General features: G+C 39.6%; 19 protein-coding genes, 1 other RNA gene and 1 riboswitch. Of the genes, 3 read left to right on the forward strand and 17 right to left on the reverse strand.

What is annotated here, in order from left to right; all coding sequences use genetic code 11:
* Positions 1-383 precede the first annotated feature (383 nt).
* The 13 genes from ACFX4L_RS11395 to ACFX4L_RS11455 form a co-directional block, all read right to left on the reverse strand.
* Positions 384-1697, reverse strand: coding sequence for a nucleobase:cation symporter-2 family protein (locus ACFX4L_RS11395; RefSeq protein ID WP_284470356.1), 1314 nt, complete (start codon positions 1695-1697; stop codon positions 384-386).
* Positions 1690-2289: a xanthine phosphoribosyltransferase gene (locus ACFX4L_RS11400; protein WP_377386223.1), complete on the reverse strand. Its 600-nt coding sequence runs from the start codon at positions 2287-2289 to the stop codon at positions 1690-1692. Before ACFX4L_RS11400 ends, ACFX4L_RS11395 begins: the two co-directional genes overlap by 8 nt.
* Before the next feature lie 160 nt (positions 2290-2449).
* Positions 2450-2551: riboswitch (purine riboswitch) on the reverse strand.
* Positions 2552-2907: 356 nt separating this feature from the next.
* Positions 2908-4425 (reverse strand): carboxypeptidase M32, encoded by a 1518-nt coding sequence (locus ACFX4L_RS11405; protein WP_377384210.1) that lies wholly within the window; start codon positions 4423-4425, stop codon positions 2908-2910.
* 123 nt (positions 4426-4548) lie between these two features.
* Complete coding sequence (locus ACFX4L_RS11410; protein ID WP_089363196.1) at positions 4549-6462, reverse strand: ATP-dependent DNA helicase; 1914 nt, start codon at positions 6460-6462, stop codon at positions 4549-4551.
* A gap of 230 nt (positions 6463-6692) precedes the next feature.
* On the reverse strand, positions 6693-6893 hold the full coding sequence (locus ACFX4L_RS11415; RefSeq protein WP_034307871.1) for a cold-shock protein: 201 nt from the start codon (positions 6891-6893) through the stop codon (positions 6693-6695).
* 195 nt (positions 6894-7088) lie between these two features.
* The gene (locus ACFX4L_RS11420; RefSeq protein ID WP_284470353.1) at positions 7089-8237 is read right to left on the reverse strand and encodes a THUMP domain-containing class I SAM-dependent RNA methyltransferase; all 1149 of its coding nucleotides are present in this window, start codon (positions 8235-8237) and stop codon (positions 7089-7091) included.
* 683 nt (positions 8238-8920) lie between these two features.
* An RNA gene (rnpB, locus tag ACFX4L_RS11425) (RNase P RNA component class B) lies at positions 8921-9309 on the reverse strand.
* 80 nt (positions 9310-9389) lie between these two features.
* Complete coding sequence (gpsB, locus tag ACFX4L_RS11430) at positions 9390-9701, reverse strand: cell division regulator GpsB (protein ID WP_061463822.1); 312 nt, start codon at positions 9699-9701, stop codon at positions 9390-9392.
* Between the two features lie 205 nt (positions 9702-9906).
* Positions 9907-10458, reverse strand: coding sequence for an SLOG family protein (locus tag ACFX4L_RS11435; protein WP_284470352.1), 552 nt, complete (start codon positions 10456-10458; stop codon positions 9907-9909).
* Between the two features lie 68 nt (positions 10459-10526).
* On the reverse strand, positions 10527-11018 hold the full coding sequence (locus tag ACFX4L_RS11440; RefSeq protein WP_377384202.1) for a CotD family spore coat protein: 492 nt from the start codon (positions 11016-11018) through the stop codon (positions 10527-10529).
* A 456-nt stretch (positions 11019-11474) separates the two neighbouring features.
* On the reverse strand, positions 11475-12737 hold the full coding sequence (locus tag ACFX4L_RS11445; protein WP_377405210.1) for a ribonuclease H-like domain-containing protein: 1263 nt from the start codon (positions 12735-12737) through the stop codon (positions 11475-11477).
* Between the two features lie 32 nt (positions 12738-12769).
* Positions 12770-15049: a DEAD/DEAH box helicase gene (locus tag ACFX4L_RS11450; protein ID WP_284470349.1), complete on the reverse strand. Its 2280-nt coding sequence runs from the start codon at positions 15047-15049 to the stop codon at positions 12770-12772.
* A gap of 118 nt (positions 15050-15167) precedes the next feature.
* A complete protein-coding gene (locus ACFX4L_RS11455) occupies positions 15168-15932 on the reverse strand; it encodes an alpha/beta fold hydrolase (RefSeq protein WP_377405213.1) in 765 nt (254 codons plus the stop codon).
* 141 nt (positions 15933-16073) lie between these two features.
* Between ACFX4L_RS11455 and ACFX4L_RS11460 the strand changes: the two genes are divergently transcribed.
* Positions 16074-16526: an Hsp20/alpha crystallin family protein gene (locus tag ACFX4L_RS11460; protein WP_284470347.1), complete on the forward strand. Its 453-nt coding sequence runs from the start codon at positions 16074-16076 to the stop codon at positions 16524-16526.
* Between the two features lie 69 nt (positions 16527-16595).
* Here ACFX4L_RS11460 and ACFX4L_RS11465 read toward each other — a convergent pair whose 3' ends face one another.
* Positions 16596-16904 (reverse strand): YppG family protein, encoded by a 309-nt coding sequence (locus ACFX4L_RS11465; protein WP_284470346.1) that lies wholly within the window; start codon positions 16902-16904, stop codon positions 16596-16598.
* 5 nt (positions 16905-16909) lie between these two features.
* Between ACFX4L_RS11465 and ACFX4L_RS11470 the strand changes: the two genes are divergently transcribed.
* The gene (locus ACFX4L_RS11470) at positions 16910-17266 is read left to right on the forward strand and encodes a hypothetical protein (RefSeq protein ID WP_377405216.1); all 357 of its coding nucleotides are present in this window, start codon (positions 16910-16912) and stop codon (positions 17264-17266) included.
* A gap of 95 nt (positions 17267-17361) precedes the next feature.
* Here the strand turns inward: ACFX4L_RS11470 and ACFX4L_RS11475 are convergent, their stop codons facing one another.
* The 3 genes from ACFX4L_RS11475 to ACFX4L_RS11485 form a co-directional block, all read right to left on the reverse strand.
* Complete coding sequence (locus ACFX4L_RS11475; RefSeq protein ID WP_061463829.1) at positions 17362-17730, reverse strand: YppE family protein; 369 nt, start codon at positions 17728-17730, stop codon at positions 17362-17364.
* A gap of 70 nt (positions 17731-17800) precedes the next feature.
* Positions 17801-18076 carry a hypothetical protein gene (locus tag ACFX4L_RS11480; protein ID WP_061463830.1) on the reverse strand — a complete coding sequence of 92 codons (276 nt, stop codon included), beginning with the start codon at positions 18074-18076 and terminating at the stop codon, positions 17801-17803.
* A 356-nt stretch (positions 18077-18432) separates the two neighbouring features.
* Positions 18433-19380 carry a DUF2515 family protein gene (locus ACFX4L_RS11485; protein ID WP_377405219.1) on the reverse strand — a complete coding sequence of 316 codons (948 nt, stop codon included), beginning with the start codon at positions 19378-19380 and terminating at the stop codon, positions 18433-18435.
* A gap of 143 nt (positions 19381-19523) precedes the next feature.
* Here ACFX4L_RS11485 and recU point away from each other — a divergent pair, with 143 nt between their 5' ends.
* Entirely contained in the window at positions 19524-20135 is a 612-nt protein-coding gene (recU, locus tag ACFX4L_RS11490) for a Holliday junction resolvase RecU (protein WP_377384192.1), read from the forward strand.
* The last annotated feature ends 27 nt before the right edge of the window (positions 20136-20162 follow it).

Genomic DNA, 20162 nt, shown 5'->3' on the forward strand with positions numbered 1-20162 from the left:
CGGAAACAATAAAACCCCCTTACCTAGAAAGTCGGTAAGGGGGCTGCTTTCATTCTTCCTTCTTTACTGAAGATTGATTTTGTACTTGTATTATGATGTTTTGAAACTCCTCTTTACCGCACACACTGCACCTATACTCCTGACTTAAAATGGTCCGACAATGAATACAATATTTTTTCTCCATCTCTATCACTACTTTCCTGAACATATACTATCAATATATTCAAAAAGTGAAGAGAGTTTCCTTTTATCTGACAAAACTCCATTTCATTAAAAAACTTCATTTAACAATGATGAGTTTTCGGACTAATAAAAAATGCCCCCTAATCCTCATCATCTGTGGATTAGGGGGGCATTTAATAGTTTACAGAATCTATTTTTAATCAGGCAACATTCTGTCTTTCAACACGGGCTTCCTTTACTTTCCCTTTTGTAGGGATGATGTTAAAGACGATATTCAAGAAAATGGCTGTCAAACTTCCAGCCACGATTCCATTATCCGTTAATATTTGAATGCTTTCCGGAATTTTAGCAAATAGCTCAGGAACGACCGTTACCCCAAGTCCCATACCTACGGAACAAGCGATGATCAATAAGTTTTCTTGAGAGGCAAAATCTACCTTACTTAACATCTTAATTCCAGCGGCAATTACCATACCAAACATGGCCACCATTGCCCCGCCTAACACGGACGAAGGGATAATGGTCGTGAATGCACCAATTTTCGGGACAAAACCAATGAAAATGAGCATCCCTGCCGTTGTATAAATGACATTTCTTGTTTTAATACCCGACAATTGAATTAAACCGACATTTTGTGAAAAAGCTGTATAAGGAAAAGCATTAAACAAACCGCCAAGCATGATGGCAAGCCCTTCAGAACGGTATCCGCGTGCCAGATCATCTTCCGAAATCTCTTTGTCCGTGATTTCTCCTAAGGCATAATAGACGCCAGTCGATTCCACTAAGCTGACTATCGCCACCAAAGTCATGGTAATGATCGCCGTGATGTTGAAAGTCGGAGTGCCAAAGTAGAAAAAATGTGGCAGATGCAACCAACTTGCACTTGCAACTGAGCTAAAATCAACTTTCCCAAGGAAGAAAGCTGCAAAAGTTCCGACTAACAGTCCTAATAATATAGAGATGGAGCGCACGAATCCCGTTGAGAATTTATACATGAAAATGATGAAAAGCAAAGTTCCAAAACCAAGGGCTACGTTATCCAAGGCTCCAAAGTCAGCAGCACCTTGTCCGCCCCCAAGATTGTTGATGGCGACAGGAATGAGTGTGATCCCGATGATCATAACGACTGAACCAGTAACGACCGGCGGGAAAAACCTAGCCAGTTTCCCGAAGAATTTACTAATTAAAACGACGATTAATCCCGACACTAAAATGGCCCCATAAATGGTGGTGACTCCATATTGGGTACCTACCGCAATCATTGGGCTGACTGCCGTGAATGTACAGCCTAGAACGACGGGTAGGCCGATTCCGAAGAATTTGTTTTTCCAGACTTGCAATAAGGTCGCTATTCCACACATTAAGATGTCAATCGAAACTAAATAGGTTAACTGCGCAGCAGTTAAACCTAACGCTCCCCCAACAATCAATGGAACGACGATCGCACCAGCATACATTGCAAGAACATGTTGTAATCCTAAGGAAGCAACTTTTAATGGTGATTGATTAGACATTGACAGTTGCCCCTTCCATTTCCTCAACGAAAGTTATCTCACCGAATTTCAACTTCGCAATTCGTGCCAGGGATTCCACTTGAAACCCTTGTTCCCGAAGGTCCTTACCACCACTTTGGAATGCTTTTTCAATAACGATTCCGATTCCGGCCACTTCTGCTCCAACCTGCTCACAGATATCCACCAAGCCCCGAGCCGCTTGTCCGACCGCCAGGAAGTCATCGATGATCAGAACCTTATCACCAGCTTCTATATATTTATTGGAAACTGTAATTGTATTGGTTTCTTTTTTTGTAAAGGAATGAACGGACGCCGTCACTAAATCATTTGTCAAAGTAAGTGATTTACGTTTACGGGCAAAAATTAGCGGAACTTCCAATGCCAAGGCAGCCATCAAACCAGGTCCAATGCCTGAAGATTCAATGGTAAGCACTTTCGTTATTTCCTTTTGTTCGAAACGTTTAACGAATTCTTTACCTATTTCTTTCATCAGCATAGGATCCATTTGATGATTCAAGAATGAATCTACTTTTAAAATATCTTCTGATAAAGCTTGACCCTCGGACAAGATTTTTTCCTTTAAAAGTTGCATGAAGGTTCCTCCCAATCTTGGATGTTTATTGACCTATAAACCATGCAAATGTTCCCCAGATATAAAAAAGCCCAAGAAACATTGCAGCACTTTTTTGAGTGAAGCAATATTTCTTGGGCATGAATGAAAAATGAAACAGCAAAATCCTTCCATTATGCAACAAGATCAATTACTCACCCATAGTCGAATTATTTACGGTAATCCGGTAGAAACTTGCAGGCCATATTCCTGCTATTATACGAGTGAAACTTTATATTTTATTAATATATAAATTATAACAATGCTGTCTTATTTTGAAAAGTCATTTCTAACAAAAACCGAACTTTCAATTAAAAATATAAAAAATTATTCGTAATTTTAGAAAATTGCGAAATCACCAAGACTAATTAACCTGGATTTACCATCAACAAAAAGCCATCACTTGAAATTACGGGTATTTTTCAAAAAATTAGAAATATTAGAGTCGGAATAACGGCGGCCTCATTTTATTCGCCTAAATGATACCTTTTATTGATGTTAACAAAAATGCCCACCGGGTTCATAAGGATTTAAATTGTGTGAACCATTGAAAAAAGAAGAAGACCTTGATAATTATTCCAAGGCCTTCTCTAATTAAATTCATTTGATTTTATAAACTTCTTTATATTTATTTTCAAGATACTTTATTAAATACTGAACATTCAGGCCTTCCCCTGTCGTTTCTTTCAAAATCTCTAGGGGCTGTTTTGTTTTTCCATATTTATGTATCTTTTCATTAAGCCATTTCCTGATTGGAGCAATATCGCCCGCTTCCAAAAGCCCATCAAAATCAGGCAAATCTTTAAGCATCGACTGCTTGATTTGGGCTGCATACATATATCCCAATGCATACGATGGGAAATAACCAAAACTGCCATCTGCCCAGTGTACATCCTGTAACACGCCCATTGCATCATTTTCAGGAACAATTCCCAAATAATCCTTGTATTTTTCATTCCAGACTTCCGGTAAATCCTTCACTTCAAGTTCTCCATTAAAAAGAGCCTTTTCCAGTTCATACCGAATCATTATATGTAGGGGATAAGTTAGTTCATCTGCTTCAATACGGATGAACGATGGTTTTGATTCGTTAATCCCCCGGTAAAATTCATCCAGCGTCACATCATTGAATTGTTCAGGAGCATATTCTTTCAATAGGGAGAATTTATTTTTCCAGAAGCTATAGTTCCGTCCAATGAAGTTTTCAAAAAACAGTGATTGGGATTCATGGATTCCCATTGATGTCCCATTATCGAGCAGTGTCCCGGTTAACTCTTCGGCGATATTCTGCTCATAAATGGCATGTCCACATTCATGAATGGTACCAAAGATCGCCCCCCTAAAATCACATTCATCGTAACGGGTCGTCACCCGGACATCGCCCCTATTTATTCCAGTAGCAAAAGGGTGAACTGTTTCATCCAGCCTGCCAGCCTTGAAATCGTATCCTAGATGTTTTAAAACTTCCAGGTTGAGGCGATGCTGTTTTTCTTTTGGAAATTCTTTATAAAGGAACGCTGTTTCAGGTCTATTTTCGCTTTTTGCAATCTGTTTTACCAGAGGTACTATACTCGACCGAAGCTCACTGAATACGCTGTCAAGTAGATCTACAGTCATGCCGGGTTCATACATGTCTAAAAGGGTATTATATTTCTGTCCTTCGTATCCCCAGTACTCTATGAATTTACGGGTATAAGCAACAACTTGCTCCAGATAAGGTTGGAATAACGAAAAATCCGCTTTTTCCCTTGCCTCTTCCCAAGCACTTTCAGAGCGGGATTGTAAAATGACGAATTCCTTATATTCGTTTGCAGGAATCTTCTTATTCCTTTCAAACTCTTTTTTACACTCTTGTACCATCTTATTCGTCGTTTCACTAAGAGAGGCTTCCCCCTTCGAAAGTTCCGTAATGAAGGATTCCATCTTTTTACTTGTGATCATATTAAAAACCTCAGAGGAAAGCACCCCAATCACTTCAGAACGCTGCTCAACTCCCTTTTTCGGTGCACCTGTACGTAAGTCCCAGAAAATTAACGCGAGCGCTTCATTATAGGCCGAGATTTTCTTGACATATTCTTTAAATTCTTTTTCTATCAAATCTATACCTTCTTTTTCCATATTCACTGCTCCTTCCAACTACACTTTACCATATTATACAAAAATCTTTCTTATCAGAACTACCCGTTAAAAAAAAAATAAGAGCCAAGGGCACCTCTCCCATGGCTCTTAGATTAAATTGACTTAAAGCGTTACAGGAAGAACGGATACAATCTTCTCTTTCACCTGTTCCGAGAGATCCTTTTCCATCAAAATCTGTACGGTTCCCGAATCATTGCTAGTCCTGATCAAACGCCCTATTCCCTGACGCAATCGAAGGAGCATGTATGGAAGATCCACTTCTTCGAATGCATCGGTAACCGAATTACGTTTGGCCTCGAACACTGGATCGCGTGGTGGGAATGGAAGTGAGTGTATCACTACATTTTGTAATGAAGGCCCTGGAACATCAAGTCCTTCCCATAAATGATAGGAGAAAAGAACAGATTGCTCATTCTCTTGAAACTTCTTAACAAGCTCGCTGATTTCCGCTTCCCCTTCAAAATAAAAAGGATAGGATGATGTTGGGCAGTTTTCCTTGAACCAATGCAATTCTTCTTTTGATTGGAATAACACAAGCGTTCGGCCCTCATTTTCCTCAATTGACTTCATGGTGTATTGAAGTTTAGCCAATTGGTCTCCGTTTTCGAAGGCAGGCATGTTCATTTTCATGACTTCATCGTAATCAAATGGTGATTCAACAGAGAAGCTGTCATACTTCTCTATCCCTAAGCTATCTGCAATGTATTGGAAAGATTTATTATCCGATAATGTCGCCGATGAAAAAATGTAAGGAATTTTTTTAGAGAATACCTGTTCAGACAAAATATCCTGTACAAGCCTTGGCATAATGACCAATGTTTTGGTCATTTCATTTTCTTCAAACCAGGAAACAGCCTGTTCATCCTTCACAAATAGAGAAATGGAGTAGCCCAGCTGTTCTAAATATTCTTCTGTCACTTTTAAATCATAATCATTGATCGTATACATTTCCGCCTCGAAAACAAGGTTCTCCTCTAACTCTTCAACCTTTTTATGCAGCTTTTGCGCAAAGCTTGTTATTTCCTTGGACATTGGGATTTCATAACGATTAGATCCGGTGACATGTATGGATTTTTCATCCAACAAATCAAAAAACTCTTCATTAATATCAATTAAGTCCTCAATGATGTATAAGGTTTCTTCACGAACCTGATTGGCAGTAAGCAATTCTAAAACCGAAGCAAGGGTTTGTTCCCCAACTTTATAAGTTAAAGCCTTTTGAGCAGCAAATTCCAGTAGATGACCTTCATCAAAGACAACACAGCTATGTTCAGGCAACAGTGGCAACTGTCCTTCACGCTTACGTTTTTCCTTAGTCCAAACATGTTCCATGAAGAAGTCATGTGAACAAATGATCAAATCGCTTGATTTTCGGTAGTGGTCCCGCGATAGGGTCTGTCCACAACGATGGCGCTTATCACAAGTAAAACAGTTTTGAAGCTGATCCCAGCCAACTTTAGACCAGTCTTCATCATTTAAATATGGATACTGTTTACGGTCCCCATATGCTGAATAAGCGTTCATCGATGAGTTATCATGGACAAACTTGGGAAGTTCATCATAGAGTTGATCTATTCCCTCTGAATCTTCATGATTCACTGCGTAATCCAATTTCTTAAGACATACATATTGATCGTGATATTTGGCAAGCCGAACATCCACTTCAATACCTAAAGCATTCTTAATTTTTTGGATGTCGCCTTCTTCTTTGACAAGCTGTTCAATCAACGTTTCGTCTGCACACGAAATAATTGCCGGTTTATTCGTATATCTCGCATAACAAATCGCATATAGTAAATAGACCAAGGTCTTACCGGTCCCTACCCCTGCTTCAGCAAAGCTTACATTCTTTTCTTTAAAGGCTTTTTCTAACTGAAAAGCCATGAAGATTTGTTCATCACGCAGCTCAAATCCTTTTTCGGGAAGAATATCGTAAAAAACATCACCGATCCATTCTGAAAGCTTATCGTAAAAAGAATCTTCCTTTGTTACCGAAAAAGGCAGTGTTTTAAGCATCTTGGTCTCCCCTTTTATCTATCATCAGTGTATCGATCCGTATCATAATATTTCTAGGCAAAAGGATATTATCCTTTATTTCACATTAATAGTCAAGATATTTACCCTACCATAAGAAATAAAATGTAAAAAGTATGTTTTTCTTCTATGTATGCTGCCATGTTTCCAGACTTGTAAAATAAAAGACAGGCTCTAAAAGAGAGCCTGTCTGTAAATAATATAGGGTTGAATTAAGCTTTGTTTACGTTTGATGCTTGTGGTCCACGTTGACCTTGTTCTACATCAAATGTAACGTCTTGGCCTTCTTCAAGTGTTTTGAAACCTTCGCCTTGGATAGCTGAGAAATGTACGAATACATCGTCTCCACCTTCACGTTCGATGAATCCAAAACCTTTTTCTGCGTTAAACCATTTTACTTTACCTTGTTCCATTTTTGTTGCCTCCTAGTGTGTTCTCCACACATTATATTACTATCCTTGCTCAAAAGAATATTAAGGTATTCCTTAAATCTGAACAAAAATAATTCATTATTAGAATAACAGAAAAGGAAATGATAAGCAAGACTGGAACCTATTATGAATAAATCGTCCTGACTATTAAAATCCTCCGTTATATTTTTTACCTACTCATTCACCTTGAGGCTGTCTCGGCGGCCTTTTTCCCCAATATTGATAAAGGTCTGCACGGATGAAACCATTGAACAGTTTCCTTTTTTTCGTTGCAGGCTTACCGTAATGCTGTTCGAAGTCAGGATTGGAGGTAATCATGTATACTGACCAGGTGTCAAGCTTCTTGAAAGCTTGACCCATTTCTCTATACATCTGCTCAACCGCTTTTTGCTCACCAAGACGTTCTCCGTAAGGCGGGTTCCCGACAATGACACCATACTCTTTCCTAGTCGAGATATCCCTCACCTGCATTTGTTTGAATTCAATCAGATCACCAAGGCCGGCTTCAAAACTATTCGCTTTAGATATATCGACCATTCGATGGTCAATATCACAGCCGGTTATGTCCAAGTACTGATCATAATCGGCTAAATCTTCAGCCTCAACCCGCGCTTCATCCCAAACCTTGCTGTCCATCCATGACCAGGTTTCAGAAACGAATTCCCTGTTAAACCCAGGTGCTATGTTCTGCCCAATTAAGGCAGCCTCGATAGGAATCGTTCCAGATCCACAAAATGGATCAATGAAAGGTTTATCCGGTTTCCAATTTGTCAGCATGATTAACGCAGCCGCCAATGTTTCTTTAAGGGGCGCCTCCCCCTGCCCTGTGCGATATCCCCGTTTATGCAAACCAGCACCTGAAGTGTCCATGGTAAGTGTCACTACATCTTTTAAAATAGACACTTCAATTTTAAACAAAGGACCAGTCTCTGCAAACCAAGATACTTGCTTATATTTGCTTTTCAATCTATCAACAATCGCCTTTTTGACGATAGCCTGACAATCAGGAACACTGTAAAGCTGTGACTTAACCGATTTTCCACTCACAGGGAACTCAACATCGGCTGATAAGTAATCTTCCCAATTCAAGGCCTTTGTTTTTTCAAACAACTCATCAAATGAATATGCTTTAAATTCTGCAACTTTAATTTTAACCCTGTCGGCACTCCGCAGCCATAAATTTGAGCGGGCAATGGCAGATTGGTCCCCTTTGTACGTGATCTTACCATTCTCGACTTGACAATCGTAACCAAGATCCCGAACCTCCTTAGCGACAATTGATTCCAATCCCATTGCTGATGTTGCGATAATATCGAATTGTTTCATTTATCCTGCACCTTCTTTCCAATAATCCAACTCTATTGCACATCTACCTAAATTCCCCTAATCAAGAATAAGGTATCGATTTTAGACATGTAAACCTTATTTAAAAGTTCCACTGGTCAATTTATATTTTGCTTATAGTCCGTCATTGATTGCCTAGATTTAATGTCATTGTCATGTAGTAGAGCATTTTTTTAATAACCGGGATCAACGCGATAAAATAAAGTTTAACTCAATTATCTATGTATCAATAAGGTAGGCTGCAAATATTCATGAATGAAATCCTCCAAGACAACGAAGGGCCATTTATTCACAAACAATTATGTATACTCATAACAAAATGCTTAAGGCATGTCTTAATAACTTCAAATAAGGGCAATCAGTAAAGGTAAAAAAACCTTTTATAAATAGGGTACCCAGAATCCAGGAAATGCTTAACACTTCAACGCTATTTTTTAAATCGTTACGGTCAGATGTCAATTAGCCATTGTCCTTCTGCTGAACACTTTCAATTAGAAATCTTTCGATGGGAATTAAAAAGTTGCCAAGACCTTAGTTTAACACAGCATGGTTTCAGAAAACGAAAAATAATTTGGAATGCCCGGCTTTTTATTAACGGACAATTCCCAAAAACAAAAACTCTCCTTTTAAAAGGAGAGTTGTGCTTTTGGTGTCATATGATAACGTTCTGTAAGCCATGTTTTGTTCCTCAGTACTGCAAGCGACTCGCGTCTCGTACTTCGGCGGTAATCATCTATCTACAGAAGCATGGCTTCTGTCCTTCTCCTCGTTCAATTCCAAGGAAGAAAGCGCCCCTACCATTAATTTGGGTTTCTCGCTCGTGGGGTTTACCTCGTTCCACCCTTTACATTTCTGTAAAGGCTCCGTCACTGTGGCACTTTTATAGGTATTCATGCCATATCCAAAAGGACTTAGGCATTTTCCCAGCCGTCAGCAATCCAAGATTGCTGCCCAAGCTTATTTTTTCGCCAGGCACGAACACTACGGACATCGCAGTCCGTGCGAGCATGGACTTTCCTCTACTGCAAAAATGCAGCAGCAATTACCCAAACGTTAACATAACATAATTGATTATACTCCATCATTCATTAAAACACAATACCTAAATCAATTTCACTTTTAACATGCAAAACCTCAATCAAAAAGCTTGTTTCCAAAAACGTGCTTTTCCAAGTTGGATAACCGTTTAAGGATGTCAAAGTTAGTGGTTCCCGGAGTAGCACTGGGAGCAGGTTGATTTGGACGTTTTGTACTCTCTTCGGCTTGTTTTTTCAATTTAAGATTTTCTTGTTTAAGATCTTCAATTTCCTGATGGAACACTTCATAATCTTTAATGATCAGATCCAGGAATTGATCCACGTCTTCTGGTTTATAACCGCGCATTGCTGTTTTAAAATCTTTTTCAAGAATATCTTTAGCCGTTAATTTTATCTTATCGGATAGCATAAGACTTCACCTCAATACTTTCGCCAATACAATCGACTTTTTATTATTTTTTCAAATCTGCTTGGGTTTGTCAACGAAACACCTTTTTATCTGCATAATGATGTTTCAGTGAACGATATGTACCCCCATGAATCTGTATCTAAATTTCATCATAATATGAATATGCTTTAGAAACAACTTTTAATCCATAATTATTTTCACTCCGTCATTCTTCGGACCAGCTGCCTTCTTCCGCAGCCAGTTGCAGATCATCAAAGTTTATCTGATAGATGGGGTATGGCTGTGTTTCAGCCTTTTTCATCGCTTCGAAATATGGATATCGTGCTGACCCTTCTTTTTCGGCTTCGAAAATGATGAGCATGGCGTCACTTTTATGAACCATATACCTATTTTTGATTTTCAGCTGTTGCGGCCCTTCATATGGTTTGTTAAAAATGGACTCAACAAAATCGGCACGGGCCAATATGGAACGGTAATAGTCTTGATTCGTCTCGTTCCATGACTCTTCCTGTTTCAGAAAAGGAGTTAGCACCCCTAATTTAAGCTGACTGTATTCTTCCTGTATATCGAACACCACTTCGGCACCCCATAGCTCCGTACCCAACTGACCTGATATGATCACCCATTCCAGCCCATCTTCCACCAATGGCAGAAGACGTTGCTTCATCGCTTTCTTAATATATTTTACGGCTTCATGGTCATTTTTGAATATCCCGAATTCAAAAGCCTTATAGCCAGTCATATACAAAACCTTCATTGCTTGGTTAATCTCCCTTTTAACATGTTTATGTAAGAAAATAAGGGCTAATTAGGCCCTTACTTTTTTTAGTATCCGAAAGGCATAGGCGGACAGCATGGGGGGGGCGGACAGCATGGATTAATCGGCGGCCTTCCGCAAATCAAGTTTTGCGTAAAGCATTGGTTCACCACGGATTGAGTATGTGGGAAGTAATGTTTATACGTGTTCAAATGTTTATTGACAGTTGTAGTGTGTGATGGATGAACGACAGGAATCACTGTGTTCGATACATTCGTATTAACAAATTGCTGTGTTGGAGAGACTTGCGCTGGGGCAAGTTGAGTAGGAAGTGCTTGCGTTGGGCCAAGTTGCGCTGGAGATACAGCCGATGGGCCATATTGCGCTGGAGATACAGCCGATGGGCCATATTGCGCTGGAGATACAGCCGTTGGACCAGTAAAGGCTCCCATTACGTTAGAGTGTTTATGTTTCCCGGTTGATGCGCCCATTACTCCAGGAGCGTTCCCGTATGCTCCCATTACATTGGATTTATTTCCTCCACAATTACGAAAATACATATATAATACGTCCCCTTTCATTATGATAAGTTTAGTCTTACCATTACAGACTATGAAAAAAAGGGGAGACGTGTACTGATGAAATGACCTATTTATACAGAATAAGTATAAAACTATGTATGGCCGTCAATAAGTACACTATTATAATATATGGCTACCCTTCAAATGCACTGTGGGTAATTTTCTATAAAAAGGAATAGAGACTGTCTTTTAATGATGTAAAAATAACAATCGTTAAACAAAGGACAACAAAAAATAGAAATAAAGTCGTTTTATACATTTCTCCGCTCCGCTTTCAACTTAAATTTATTTGATGTAAAGGTATGAAATGAATGCTTCGGAAATTCACCCTCAACTCTTTCCATTTTACACATTATAGTTGAAGGCTACAATATTTGTATCCATATTTTTTATTTTCGGCATTTCGCACTTAAAAACAATTCTGATTCGCTTATCTTATACAGACATACCCTTGGAATCCTCTTTCATTTCGAGACGCTTGATCCTCTTTTCCAATTCCGACTTTTGTTTCACCACAATGGTACCTTCCCTCAACATCTCTTGATGCGCGTTTAATGCACATTTTAGAGCATTGCCGACTTCCTTAAATTGATGTTCATATAATTTTGCACATTCAATCTGTGCCTGTATCCTTATTTGAACATTCCCTTTTATGGCGACCTCCTTCCAAATTTCCAATGCTTCGTTGAATTGTTTTTGCTTCTTTTTCTGAAAGGCTATGGCATGGCCAGCTATTATCCGATCTTCCTCATTTCCCGCTTCCACTATTTTTTTATAAGTCTCGACCGATTCCTCTTTTTTTCCTAGATAAGCGAGCCAGCGTGCAATTTCCATGGAATCTTCCGTATATCCATCAATTTGGAGGATTTTCCGGGACAAATGAATATACAATGTGATCAGTGATAAAATATCCAATTCATTATGCTTCATGATCCCAAATAAAATTTCCGGATTTTTCCTCTCGACAAAATCAAAATAAATCATCGGTGCCAAATATCCAGGAATATCATCTTCTCTATGTACACCTAGAATATCCGTTTCGACTGCTGATAATTTAACTCGTTCCAATTTGTTTCTCCAAAGGCGTCTTGAAGCATGATACAAATCGAAATGTCCGAATTCCGGTAGTTTTGGAACATGTTCTTTAATCAAGGTATGTCGGGTTTTCAGCTGGGGCCAATCAAAAGATTTACCATTATATGTGACAAGCGTTTCGTAATTGATGTTTTCCAGAAAGCTTTGGTAAAGCGGTATTTCACTTCCGGGCTGCGGCAGGATATGTTGTTTCACCACAACTTCATCACCTTCTAAATAGGCATAACCCAGTAAAAAAATGGTATTTCCCGCTCCGCCTCCAAGTCCTGTTGTTTCCGTATCGAAGAAAAACAGGTCTTCACTTTTAACGCCCCTAGCGGATAAGGGATGCTCCAATGGAGTTTGATTCCACTCTTTTACGATCTTTTTCAGCTCAGAAAATGCATATAACCCGTGTTTGTGATTTATAGGGTAGCGGACCTCCCTAATGAAACAATAATCATCATCGAAATGAAAGGAAACGGTATCGTTCTTCAGCCACTTTTCAAGATAAGGAATTTCTTCCTCCACTGCTTGGCTATTTTCTTGTTCAGGAGAAGGATGTTTCACTGGTTCTATGTTCATATGCGTTTTCATACGGTTCAATTTATTTTTCAAAGACAAAAAAATACACCTCTTTTCACTTATCCCCGTATCTATGATTGTTTTTCCTTACAAAATTGACCTAATAACTGTTTTGCATCATTTTTGGCTGTTTTCGCAGCGGATTCCGTTCCGATACAGGAAGGACAGCCGCTTTCACAAGAACAATTTCCGATCATGGATATGGTTTCCAGTAGGATGACTTCAGAGTTTTCATATACTTTATCACTTAGCCCTATCCCCCCCGGATAACTATCATAGATAAAAATGGTTGGTTTTTCATTATGTGCTGCCTTAACCTGTGGATAAACATGGATATCATGCGGATCACACATAACATATAACGGAATCATGTAATTAAGGGCATGGGATGCACCTATCATTCCTTGCTCTATTCGATTTTCGTCCCACTCGAATATATCAGGCTCCATGGAAAGCATGGCCGAACTCGTGTGCAGTTCCATCTCAGGCAGGCTGATTGGCCCTGAACCAATATTTTCATGAGTTTCAAATTTGATTTTTTTGAAGATCGTAGGCATCGCCCGGATGGCGACGTCACCAAAGGCAGCTGTGGTGGAAGCGAAAGTTCGCTGTTTATCCACTTCCAATACAGACAACTGCACAGCAAGGTTAGCATCCGTATAATAGTCCACATTGACTTCACGTACATAAGCTTTCTTTTCATCCCAATCAAGTTCTTCCACCTGAAATTGCATTCCCTGGTGCAAATAAATGGCTTCATCGTGGAGAAGGGTCATTGCACTGAACGTATCCATTTCTCCTATGACCCGGTTAACCGGTGCATTCGTTTGGTCGATGATTACGACATTTTCCTGTGCAGCAGAACGCAGGCTTATATTGCTTGCCGGAAAAGCATCGTTCATCCAATGCCATTTGTCCCCATTTTGGTGTAAGACCCTTTCTTCCGTAAGGAATTCCAGTACGTCCATAATCTCTGTTTTTCCAAAGGCATCACCTTTTTTAAATGGCAGCTCATATGCTGCACATTTGACATGATCAACCAGGATCAAAAGATTATCTGGATTGATTCTTGCAGTTTCTGGATTTCTCGTAAAGAAATAATCGGGATGCTGGACGATATATTGATCAAGGGCACTTGAACTGCCGACCATGATGATCAGCGCTTCACCATGCCTTCTTCCTGCTCGTCCCGCCTGTTGCCAGGCACTCGATATCGATCCAGGGTAACCAGTCATTATGCAAACCTGGAGCTGCCCGATATCGACACCTAACTCAAGAGCATTCGTGGATACCACCCCATAAATGGAACCATCCCTGAGGCCCTGTTCAATTTCTCTACGCTGTGTAGGCAGATACCCGCCACGATAGCCCCTGATTGATTTGGGCCCCAATTGCTTTGACACGAGTCCCTGTAAATAGGTCAATAGAATTTCCACACGAACCCTGCTTCGCGCAAAAACGATTGTTTGAATTTTATTTTTCAAAAATTCATTTGCGAGCTTCCTGACTTCCAAAACCGCACTCCTTCGAATGTTTAGCGGTTTATTGACTATTGGGGGATTATAGAAAACAAAATGTTTTTTCCCACTCGGGGCCCCGTTATTATCGATAAGCACCATTTGTTTTTCCGTAAGCTCTTCTGCCAACTCTTTTGGATTATTGATCGTTGCAGAAGTGCAGACGAATACAGGATCACTGCCATAAAACTTACAGATCCTTTTTAACCTTCTTATGACGTTAGCCGTATGACTTCCGAAAACGCCGCGGTAAATATGGAGTTCATCGATGATCACATACTTCAAGTTTTCAAACAATGAGACCCATTTCGTGTGATGCGGCAAGATTCCGGAATGGAGCATATCGGGATTGGTGATGACGATATGCCCTGCCTGACGGATTTTTTGCCTGATATTTGAAGGTGTGTCCCCATCGTATGTATAACTATTTATCTCAGCGTCCATTTCATGAATCATTTCGTTCAATTCGCTTTTTTGATCATAACTCAGCGCTTTTGTCGGAAATATATAAAGCGCTCTAGTTTTTTCATCTTCAAGTATTTTTTGAAGGACCGGCAAATTATAGCATAATGTTTTACCAGAAGCCGTTGGGGTGACCGCTACAAGACTTTCGCCACTGACAGCCGTATCAAATGCGGTGGCCTGATGGGTGTACAACCCATTTATCCCCCGTTTTTCAAGAGCATGCTTGATCTTATCATTCATTCGATCGGGAAAAGGAACATGTTTTGCCTCTTTCGCTTCAATTACTTGCCAGTGTACAATATTATCCTTATAATCCTCATTGGTTTTTAATTCCGTGATGACTTCTTGTAAATTTTTTCGCAGTTTCATATAACCACCTCATACTCCTATTCTACCGAATGAACGTTCTATGCAAAAGGGAAACTATTTCCTATTCAAAAAAAAATCAGGAAACGGCTACTCCCGCTTCCTGATCATTCTTTTTCAGTTAATTCTTCTCGACATATCGAATGATTTCTTCGGCTAGTCTGCTCGGAGCTTCCAACATTCCCATATGACCGCTTCCCTCAAGTATAACTTCATTAATATGGCTCCCTTTAACAGAAAAGGTTTTTTCAGCGGGAATTACTTTATCCTTTTCACCTGCAACCAAAAGGACTGGGAGCTTCGTCTCTTTGAGTACATGATTTCTGTCTGTTCTGTTCCTCATGGCATGCAAAGACCCAATCGCACCACTTTCACTTGTTTTATAACCGATTTCCTTTGTATGTTCAATATTCGGATCATCGGAATTAGCGAAAAGCTTTGGTACAAGTCCATCAATGAAAGGAATGATTCCATCCATTTCTATTTTCCCGACAGATTTTAAACGCCCCTCCTTACCAGCTTCATCGTCAGGCCAAGCGGTAGAATGAATCAGTGAAAAACCAGACAATTTCCCAGGAAACCTTTCTGCGAATGCCAAGGTGATATATCCTCCAAGAGAATGACCAAACATATAAACCTTTCCGATTCCCTGTTCTTCCATAAATGAAGCAATATCAGCAGCCATATCATCAATCGAGAAAGATGCCCCTATTTCTTCACTTGCACCATGCCCTCGTAAATCAATGGCAACAACTCGGTATTCATCTTTTAATTCAGCAATGATGTTCTTCCAATATTCATGACTTCCACAAAACCCATGGATGAACAACAATGTTTTATTTCCTTTCCCGGTATCTATGTAGGAAAGCTTGCTATTTTCTGTCATATCAATCCCTCATTTCCTTTACTAATCAATCAGTAACGTTATTCCCTCTATATCCGTATCTAAAACCCATTGGTTCATTCACAATTCTTCAGTCCTAACATAGCCTATAGGCAAAGGAATTTTTTAGGAAGGAGAACCGTGATGACCTCTTCTGAAAAAAATAATAATCGAAATCGAATTGAACCCTTTACCCATTTTATTAACAAAATGGATCGATTGTTTTCCGAAAGGCCTCCTAAAGGCATGCTGCAATCTCTTGACGATTTCTTCGGTTCTACTAAAGAACGCAGCTTTCCGGTTGATGTCCATGAGACAAATTCAGAGTATACCCTTACCGCTACCTTGCCCGGTATTGCACGCAGCCAAATATCCATTGATGTGCTGACCCATGCCGTGACCATTTCTGCAAAACATGTTGATAGGCAGCATAAAACGCAAGGAATGTTTCAAAAAGAAGTTTCAGCCGGTACATTTTCAAGAACTATTTCCTTTCCAAAACCGATTGATGAAGCAAAAGTCACCGCACGACATCGCGATGGCATCCTCACGCTTCACCTGCCCAAAATTAGAGGGAATCGGATTGAAATCAATTAGGCAAATTTAAAAGCAGACTTAAATAAGTGGCTGGGTCACTTGTAAGTCTGCTTTTCCTTTATTCACCATCTAAACTTTGAAGAAGCCCCCTACTCCTTTGACCATTGACGATACTTGAGAAACTGTATTCATCATTTGTCCAGCTGTATTCATCATTTTCGTTATATCCATGGAACCATCTTGTGTTTTGAATTGATTCATGACCGATTTGATACCAGATGGCTGGGGTTTTTGCATGAACTGTTGCTTTGGATAGGGATTATGAGCCTGCTGCTGACCTTGCGGGGGTCGTTTAGCTGGCTGCAACGGATTATCGAACGGACTAAAAGCCTGCTGCTGCAGTTGCTGATTGGACTGAATCGACTGCATTTGTGGCATTTGCATTGGCTGCATTTGTGGCATTGGCGGCATTGGCTGCATTGGCTGCATTGGCGGCATTTGCGGCATTTGCGGCATTTGCGGCATTTGCGGCATTGGCTGCATTACACTGTTACTCGGATAAGCTCCAACAGGCATCGCCTGCTGCTGAATTTGTTGGAATGGATGATAGGCCGCCTGCTGATAAGGATCATGATATGGCGTCATATAGCCCCCTGTATCCTGGGTATGATATGGATACATTAATGGCCGTTCAAGATTATGATTATTTTGCAGAGGATACTGTATTGGCTGCTGGTACCCTCCCCAATATTCCGGCATTGATTGAGGATACTGTCCTTGATTTGGGGAGACTTGGTTAAAACCGGATCTCATCATGTTCAATGAGCCCTCCTCTTTTTTCATTACATGGTTCTGATAATATATGAAAAAAGAGGAAATAAAGTGTAGGTGTTTTTTATGATAAAATCCGATCGATCTCCGCTTTTACATTATGAAGGATAAATTCGACTGATTGGACATGACTTTTAAATCGCTTGTAACTGGTTTTAGGAAAGAATGCCTGAACGGCCACATCAGAAAGGTTATGAGCGGTTTGTTCGATTTGCTCGGGGAAAAGATGCTTAAACTCGGTTTCTTTCATCCACTCCTTCATTCCGTTTTCCCAATCGATGCATGAGGACCTGACCTGATCAGCAAACGGCTTGACTTCCGAAAAGAAATCCTTTTCCTTTTCTTCTTTGCGTACATCCTCATAGATATCATCCGCTTGGACCGTATATTTTATTAATTGTTCGGTTAATAGCTGCAGTTTCTCTTTTTGCACAATATATTCCTCCGCACATTTGTTTCCTCTTAGTATAATCCAGTTCTTTATAAAAGGAAATTCTATCGGCTTATACGTGCAATTCGGTGAAAACCTTGTGCTTTATAATTGGTTTTTCCAGAACAATGGAAAAGGAATGGTTTACACCTTCAGCATTCACCCAATAATCCTCGGCATTCTCAATGGCTTCCTGGACATTGTTAACCAATGTATATTGCTCTGCCCAAAGTTTGCACCTCACTGTATTTACAGTTTCCCCATATGAAATTTCCAAACGATCCAGGCTGGTACTTATCTCAGCTATCATCCTTAATATTTCCTCTGTTGAGACACTTTTATTGACCATGCTGATCCCTCCATTCTATACGTGTACTATTCTTTTTTTTAGTAGAAAGCCCTTCAAGGTTGACAAAACTAGAAGGGAATCGGCAAAGAAAGTGCTATTCGCTTAATTTATTATGCCCTTCGACAACAATGGCAGAATGAAGAATGGAGTTTTAAACAAAAATACAGACAGGAGGTGATTTTATGCAGTCGAATGAAAGCAGACAGCAAGAAAACGAAAAACGACAAAAGCCGCCTACTAAAAAGGCAGGAACGGGAAACCCGAAACTTAGTGGAGAAAACCGCCCCTCAACGTAAGGGCATCAATACTTGTACAATTAACAGGGAAGGCATAATCGACGCCTTCCCTGTTTCCTTTTAAAAAAACCACTTTTTGATCATTGCAGCTGTGTGCAGCTGCTTTTGTTTATGGTCATACCAATCGGTCAATTCCGGGTCTTCCTCCCATTGGGGCTCAATAAACCAATCTTTTTTAATCCTTTTATTCACATCCCATTGCTCTGTCCCCCCTGCTTGATGATGAATCAATGGATAAATTCCCCTCAGCATCGGGGTTTCATGGTACCTAGGCTTTTTTCGATATTGTTCGTAATCAAATCTAGCCCCGGTTGGTTCAGTCCTGCAGGAAAATTCATAAAATAACGGAAACAAATCTTCAGAAAATAAAAGGCCGGCCAACCTTTTCCCCAATTCAATCCTTTTATCGATATTTCTAAAATTCGAAACGGACGAACCATACAGCTTACCATTGCAGGTAGGAAATAATACAGTGCTAAAATGCATCCAGTCCTGCAGGAAAAATAATATAGAATGAAAAACGAAAGTTTGCTTTTTAATAACAGGCTTTTCAATGACGTTTTGTTCATTTATTATAAGCGCAGTGACTAACTTTTCACGATTTCCATGTTTCCAAAAGGAATACCATTCGTTCGTCATGAATTCAGTAATAAAAAAATAATGACATAAATGAAACATTGGACGCCCATACTTCGTCGAATAATGATAGAGAAGCAATTGAGGATAAGCATCCTGGAATATTCTCCAATTGGCTTCTTCATAAGTTAGGAATAGGTGATGCCTGTATTTAAGGCTAAGCAAATGGGAATACCATATTCCTTCAAGGTCACACATATTCCAGCCTGCATTTCTAGAAACCATCCCGGCTAAAAAAGACCACTGTATTTCTGGGTGGTTTCTGAAAAATTGTTCATATGCCTTTGTTCTTGATATATTATCCCTATTCCCTTTCGCGGTTTGGACTTTTATGGAATGGAGCATTTGCTTTTCCGTATTCAACACTTGCATCTATATGTCCATCCTTTCCATAGCGATTAATTGTGACATTTAGTTGTACATAAATCCTATCGTTCAAAGAAACAATTCTTTTTATTCACATATTGGATTCTTTTTTTGCTAATATAGATAAGTGAAAAAAAGGAGGGGTAAAAGTGGCATTTCATTATCCCAATGGACGAAGATTTGTACCGCAGGCTTTGGAAGAAAAGAAAAGCCCACTAAAAAAAATCAGTTATAGCAACCGGGGAAAAACATTGGAAGACGATTTGAACGAAACCAATCAGTTTTATTTAGCACACGGCATTGCCGTCATTCATAAAAAACCGACACCCATTCAAATTGTTGATGTCCATTACCCGAAGAGAAGTGCTGCAGTCATTAAAGAAGCCTACTTCAAACAAGCATCGACCACCGATTACAATGGTGTTTATAAAGGAAGGTACATTGATTTTGAGGCAAAGGAAACGAAAAACAGCAGTTCGTTCCCTCTGAAAAATTTTCATGACCATCAAATTGAACATATGAAACACATCGTTCAGCATGACGGAATTGCATTTGTCATCATCCGGTTTTCCGCAATGGATGATATATATCTAATGGGTTCTGAACAACTTAGTTTTTATTGGAAGAGAATGAAAGACGGCGGACGCAAATCTATAACTCTTCAAGAAGTTGAAAGCTGTTCACGAAAGATTACTCTTGGCTTTCAACCGAGAATTGACTATATTAAAGTAGTAGATTCGCTCATCTCAGAAAATTTTTAGTTTTTTTAGAAAGGCAGGTTAGCTGTA

The organism is Peribacillus sp. YIM B13482 (genome assembly GCF_042787975.1).
Lineage (GTDB): Bacteria > Bacillota > Bacilli > Bacillales > DSM-1321 > Peribacillus > Peribacillus simplex_A.

Bases quoted from the DNA above. Each gene is read 5' to 3' on its own strand.
- ACFX4L_RS11435 (WP_284470352.1), bottom strand. From the start codon at position 10,458: ATGAAGGTTTTGTATATGACTGGCTATAAGGCTTTTGAATTCGGGATA.
- ACFX4L_RS11415 (WP_034307871.1), bottom strand. From the start codon at position 6,893: ATGGAACAAGGTAAAGTAAAATGGTTTAACGCAGAAAAAGGTTTTGGA.
- gpsB (WP_061463822.1), bottom strand. From the start codon at position 9,701: ATGCTATCCGATAAGATAAAATTAACGGCTAAAGATATTCTTGAAAAA.
- ACFX4L_RS11420 (WP_284470353.1), bottom strand. From the start codon at position 8,237: ATGAAACAATTCGATATTATCGCAACATCAGCAATGGGATTGGAATCA.
- ACFX4L_RS11465 (WP_284470346.1), bottom strand. From the start codon at position 16,904: ATGCCACAAATGCAGTCGATTCAGTCCAATCAGCAACTGCAGCAGCAG.
- ACFX4L_RS11410 (WP_089363196.1), bottom strand. From the start codon at position 6,462: ATGCTTAAAACACTGCCTTTTTCGGTAACAAAGGAAGATTCTTTTTAC.
- ACFX4L_RS11480 (WP_061463830.1), bottom strand. From the start codon at position 18,076: ATGGTCAATAAAAGTGTCTCAACAGAGGAAATATTAAGGATGATAGCT.
- ACFX4L_RS11450 (WP_284470349.1), bottom strand. From the start codon at position 15,049: ATGAAACTGCGAAAAAATTTACAAGAAGTCATCACGGAATTAAAAACC.
- ACFX4L_RS11395 (WP_284470356.1), bottom strand. From the start codon at position 1,697: ATGTCTAATCAATCACCATTAAAAGTTGCTTCCTTAGGATTACAACAT.
- ACFX4L_RS11405 (WP_377384210.1), bottom strand. From the start codon at position 4,425: ATGGAAAAAGAAGGTATAGATTTGATAGAAAAAGAATTTAAAGAATAT.
- ACFX4L_RS11400 (WP_377386223.1), bottom strand. From the start codon at position 2,289: ATGCAACTTTTAAAGGAAAAAATCTTGTCCGAGGGTCAAGCTTTATCA.
- ACFX4L_RS11485 (WP_377405219.1), bottom strand. From the start codon at position 19,380: ATGCAAGTGTTGAATACGGAAAAGCAAATGCTCCATTCCATAAAAGTC.
- ACFX4L_RS11455 (WP_377405213.1), bottom strand. From the start codon at position 15,932: ATGACAGAAAATAGCAAGCTTTCCTACATAGATACCGGGAAAGGAAAT.
- ACFX4L_RS11440 (WP_377384202.1), bottom strand. From the start codon at position 11,018: ATGTATTTTCGTAATTGTGGAGGAAATAAATCCAATGTAATGGGAGCA.
- ACFX4L_RS11460 (WP_284470347.1), top strand. From the start codon at position 16,074: ATGACCTCTTCTGAAAAAAATAATAATCGAAATCGAATTGAACCCTTT.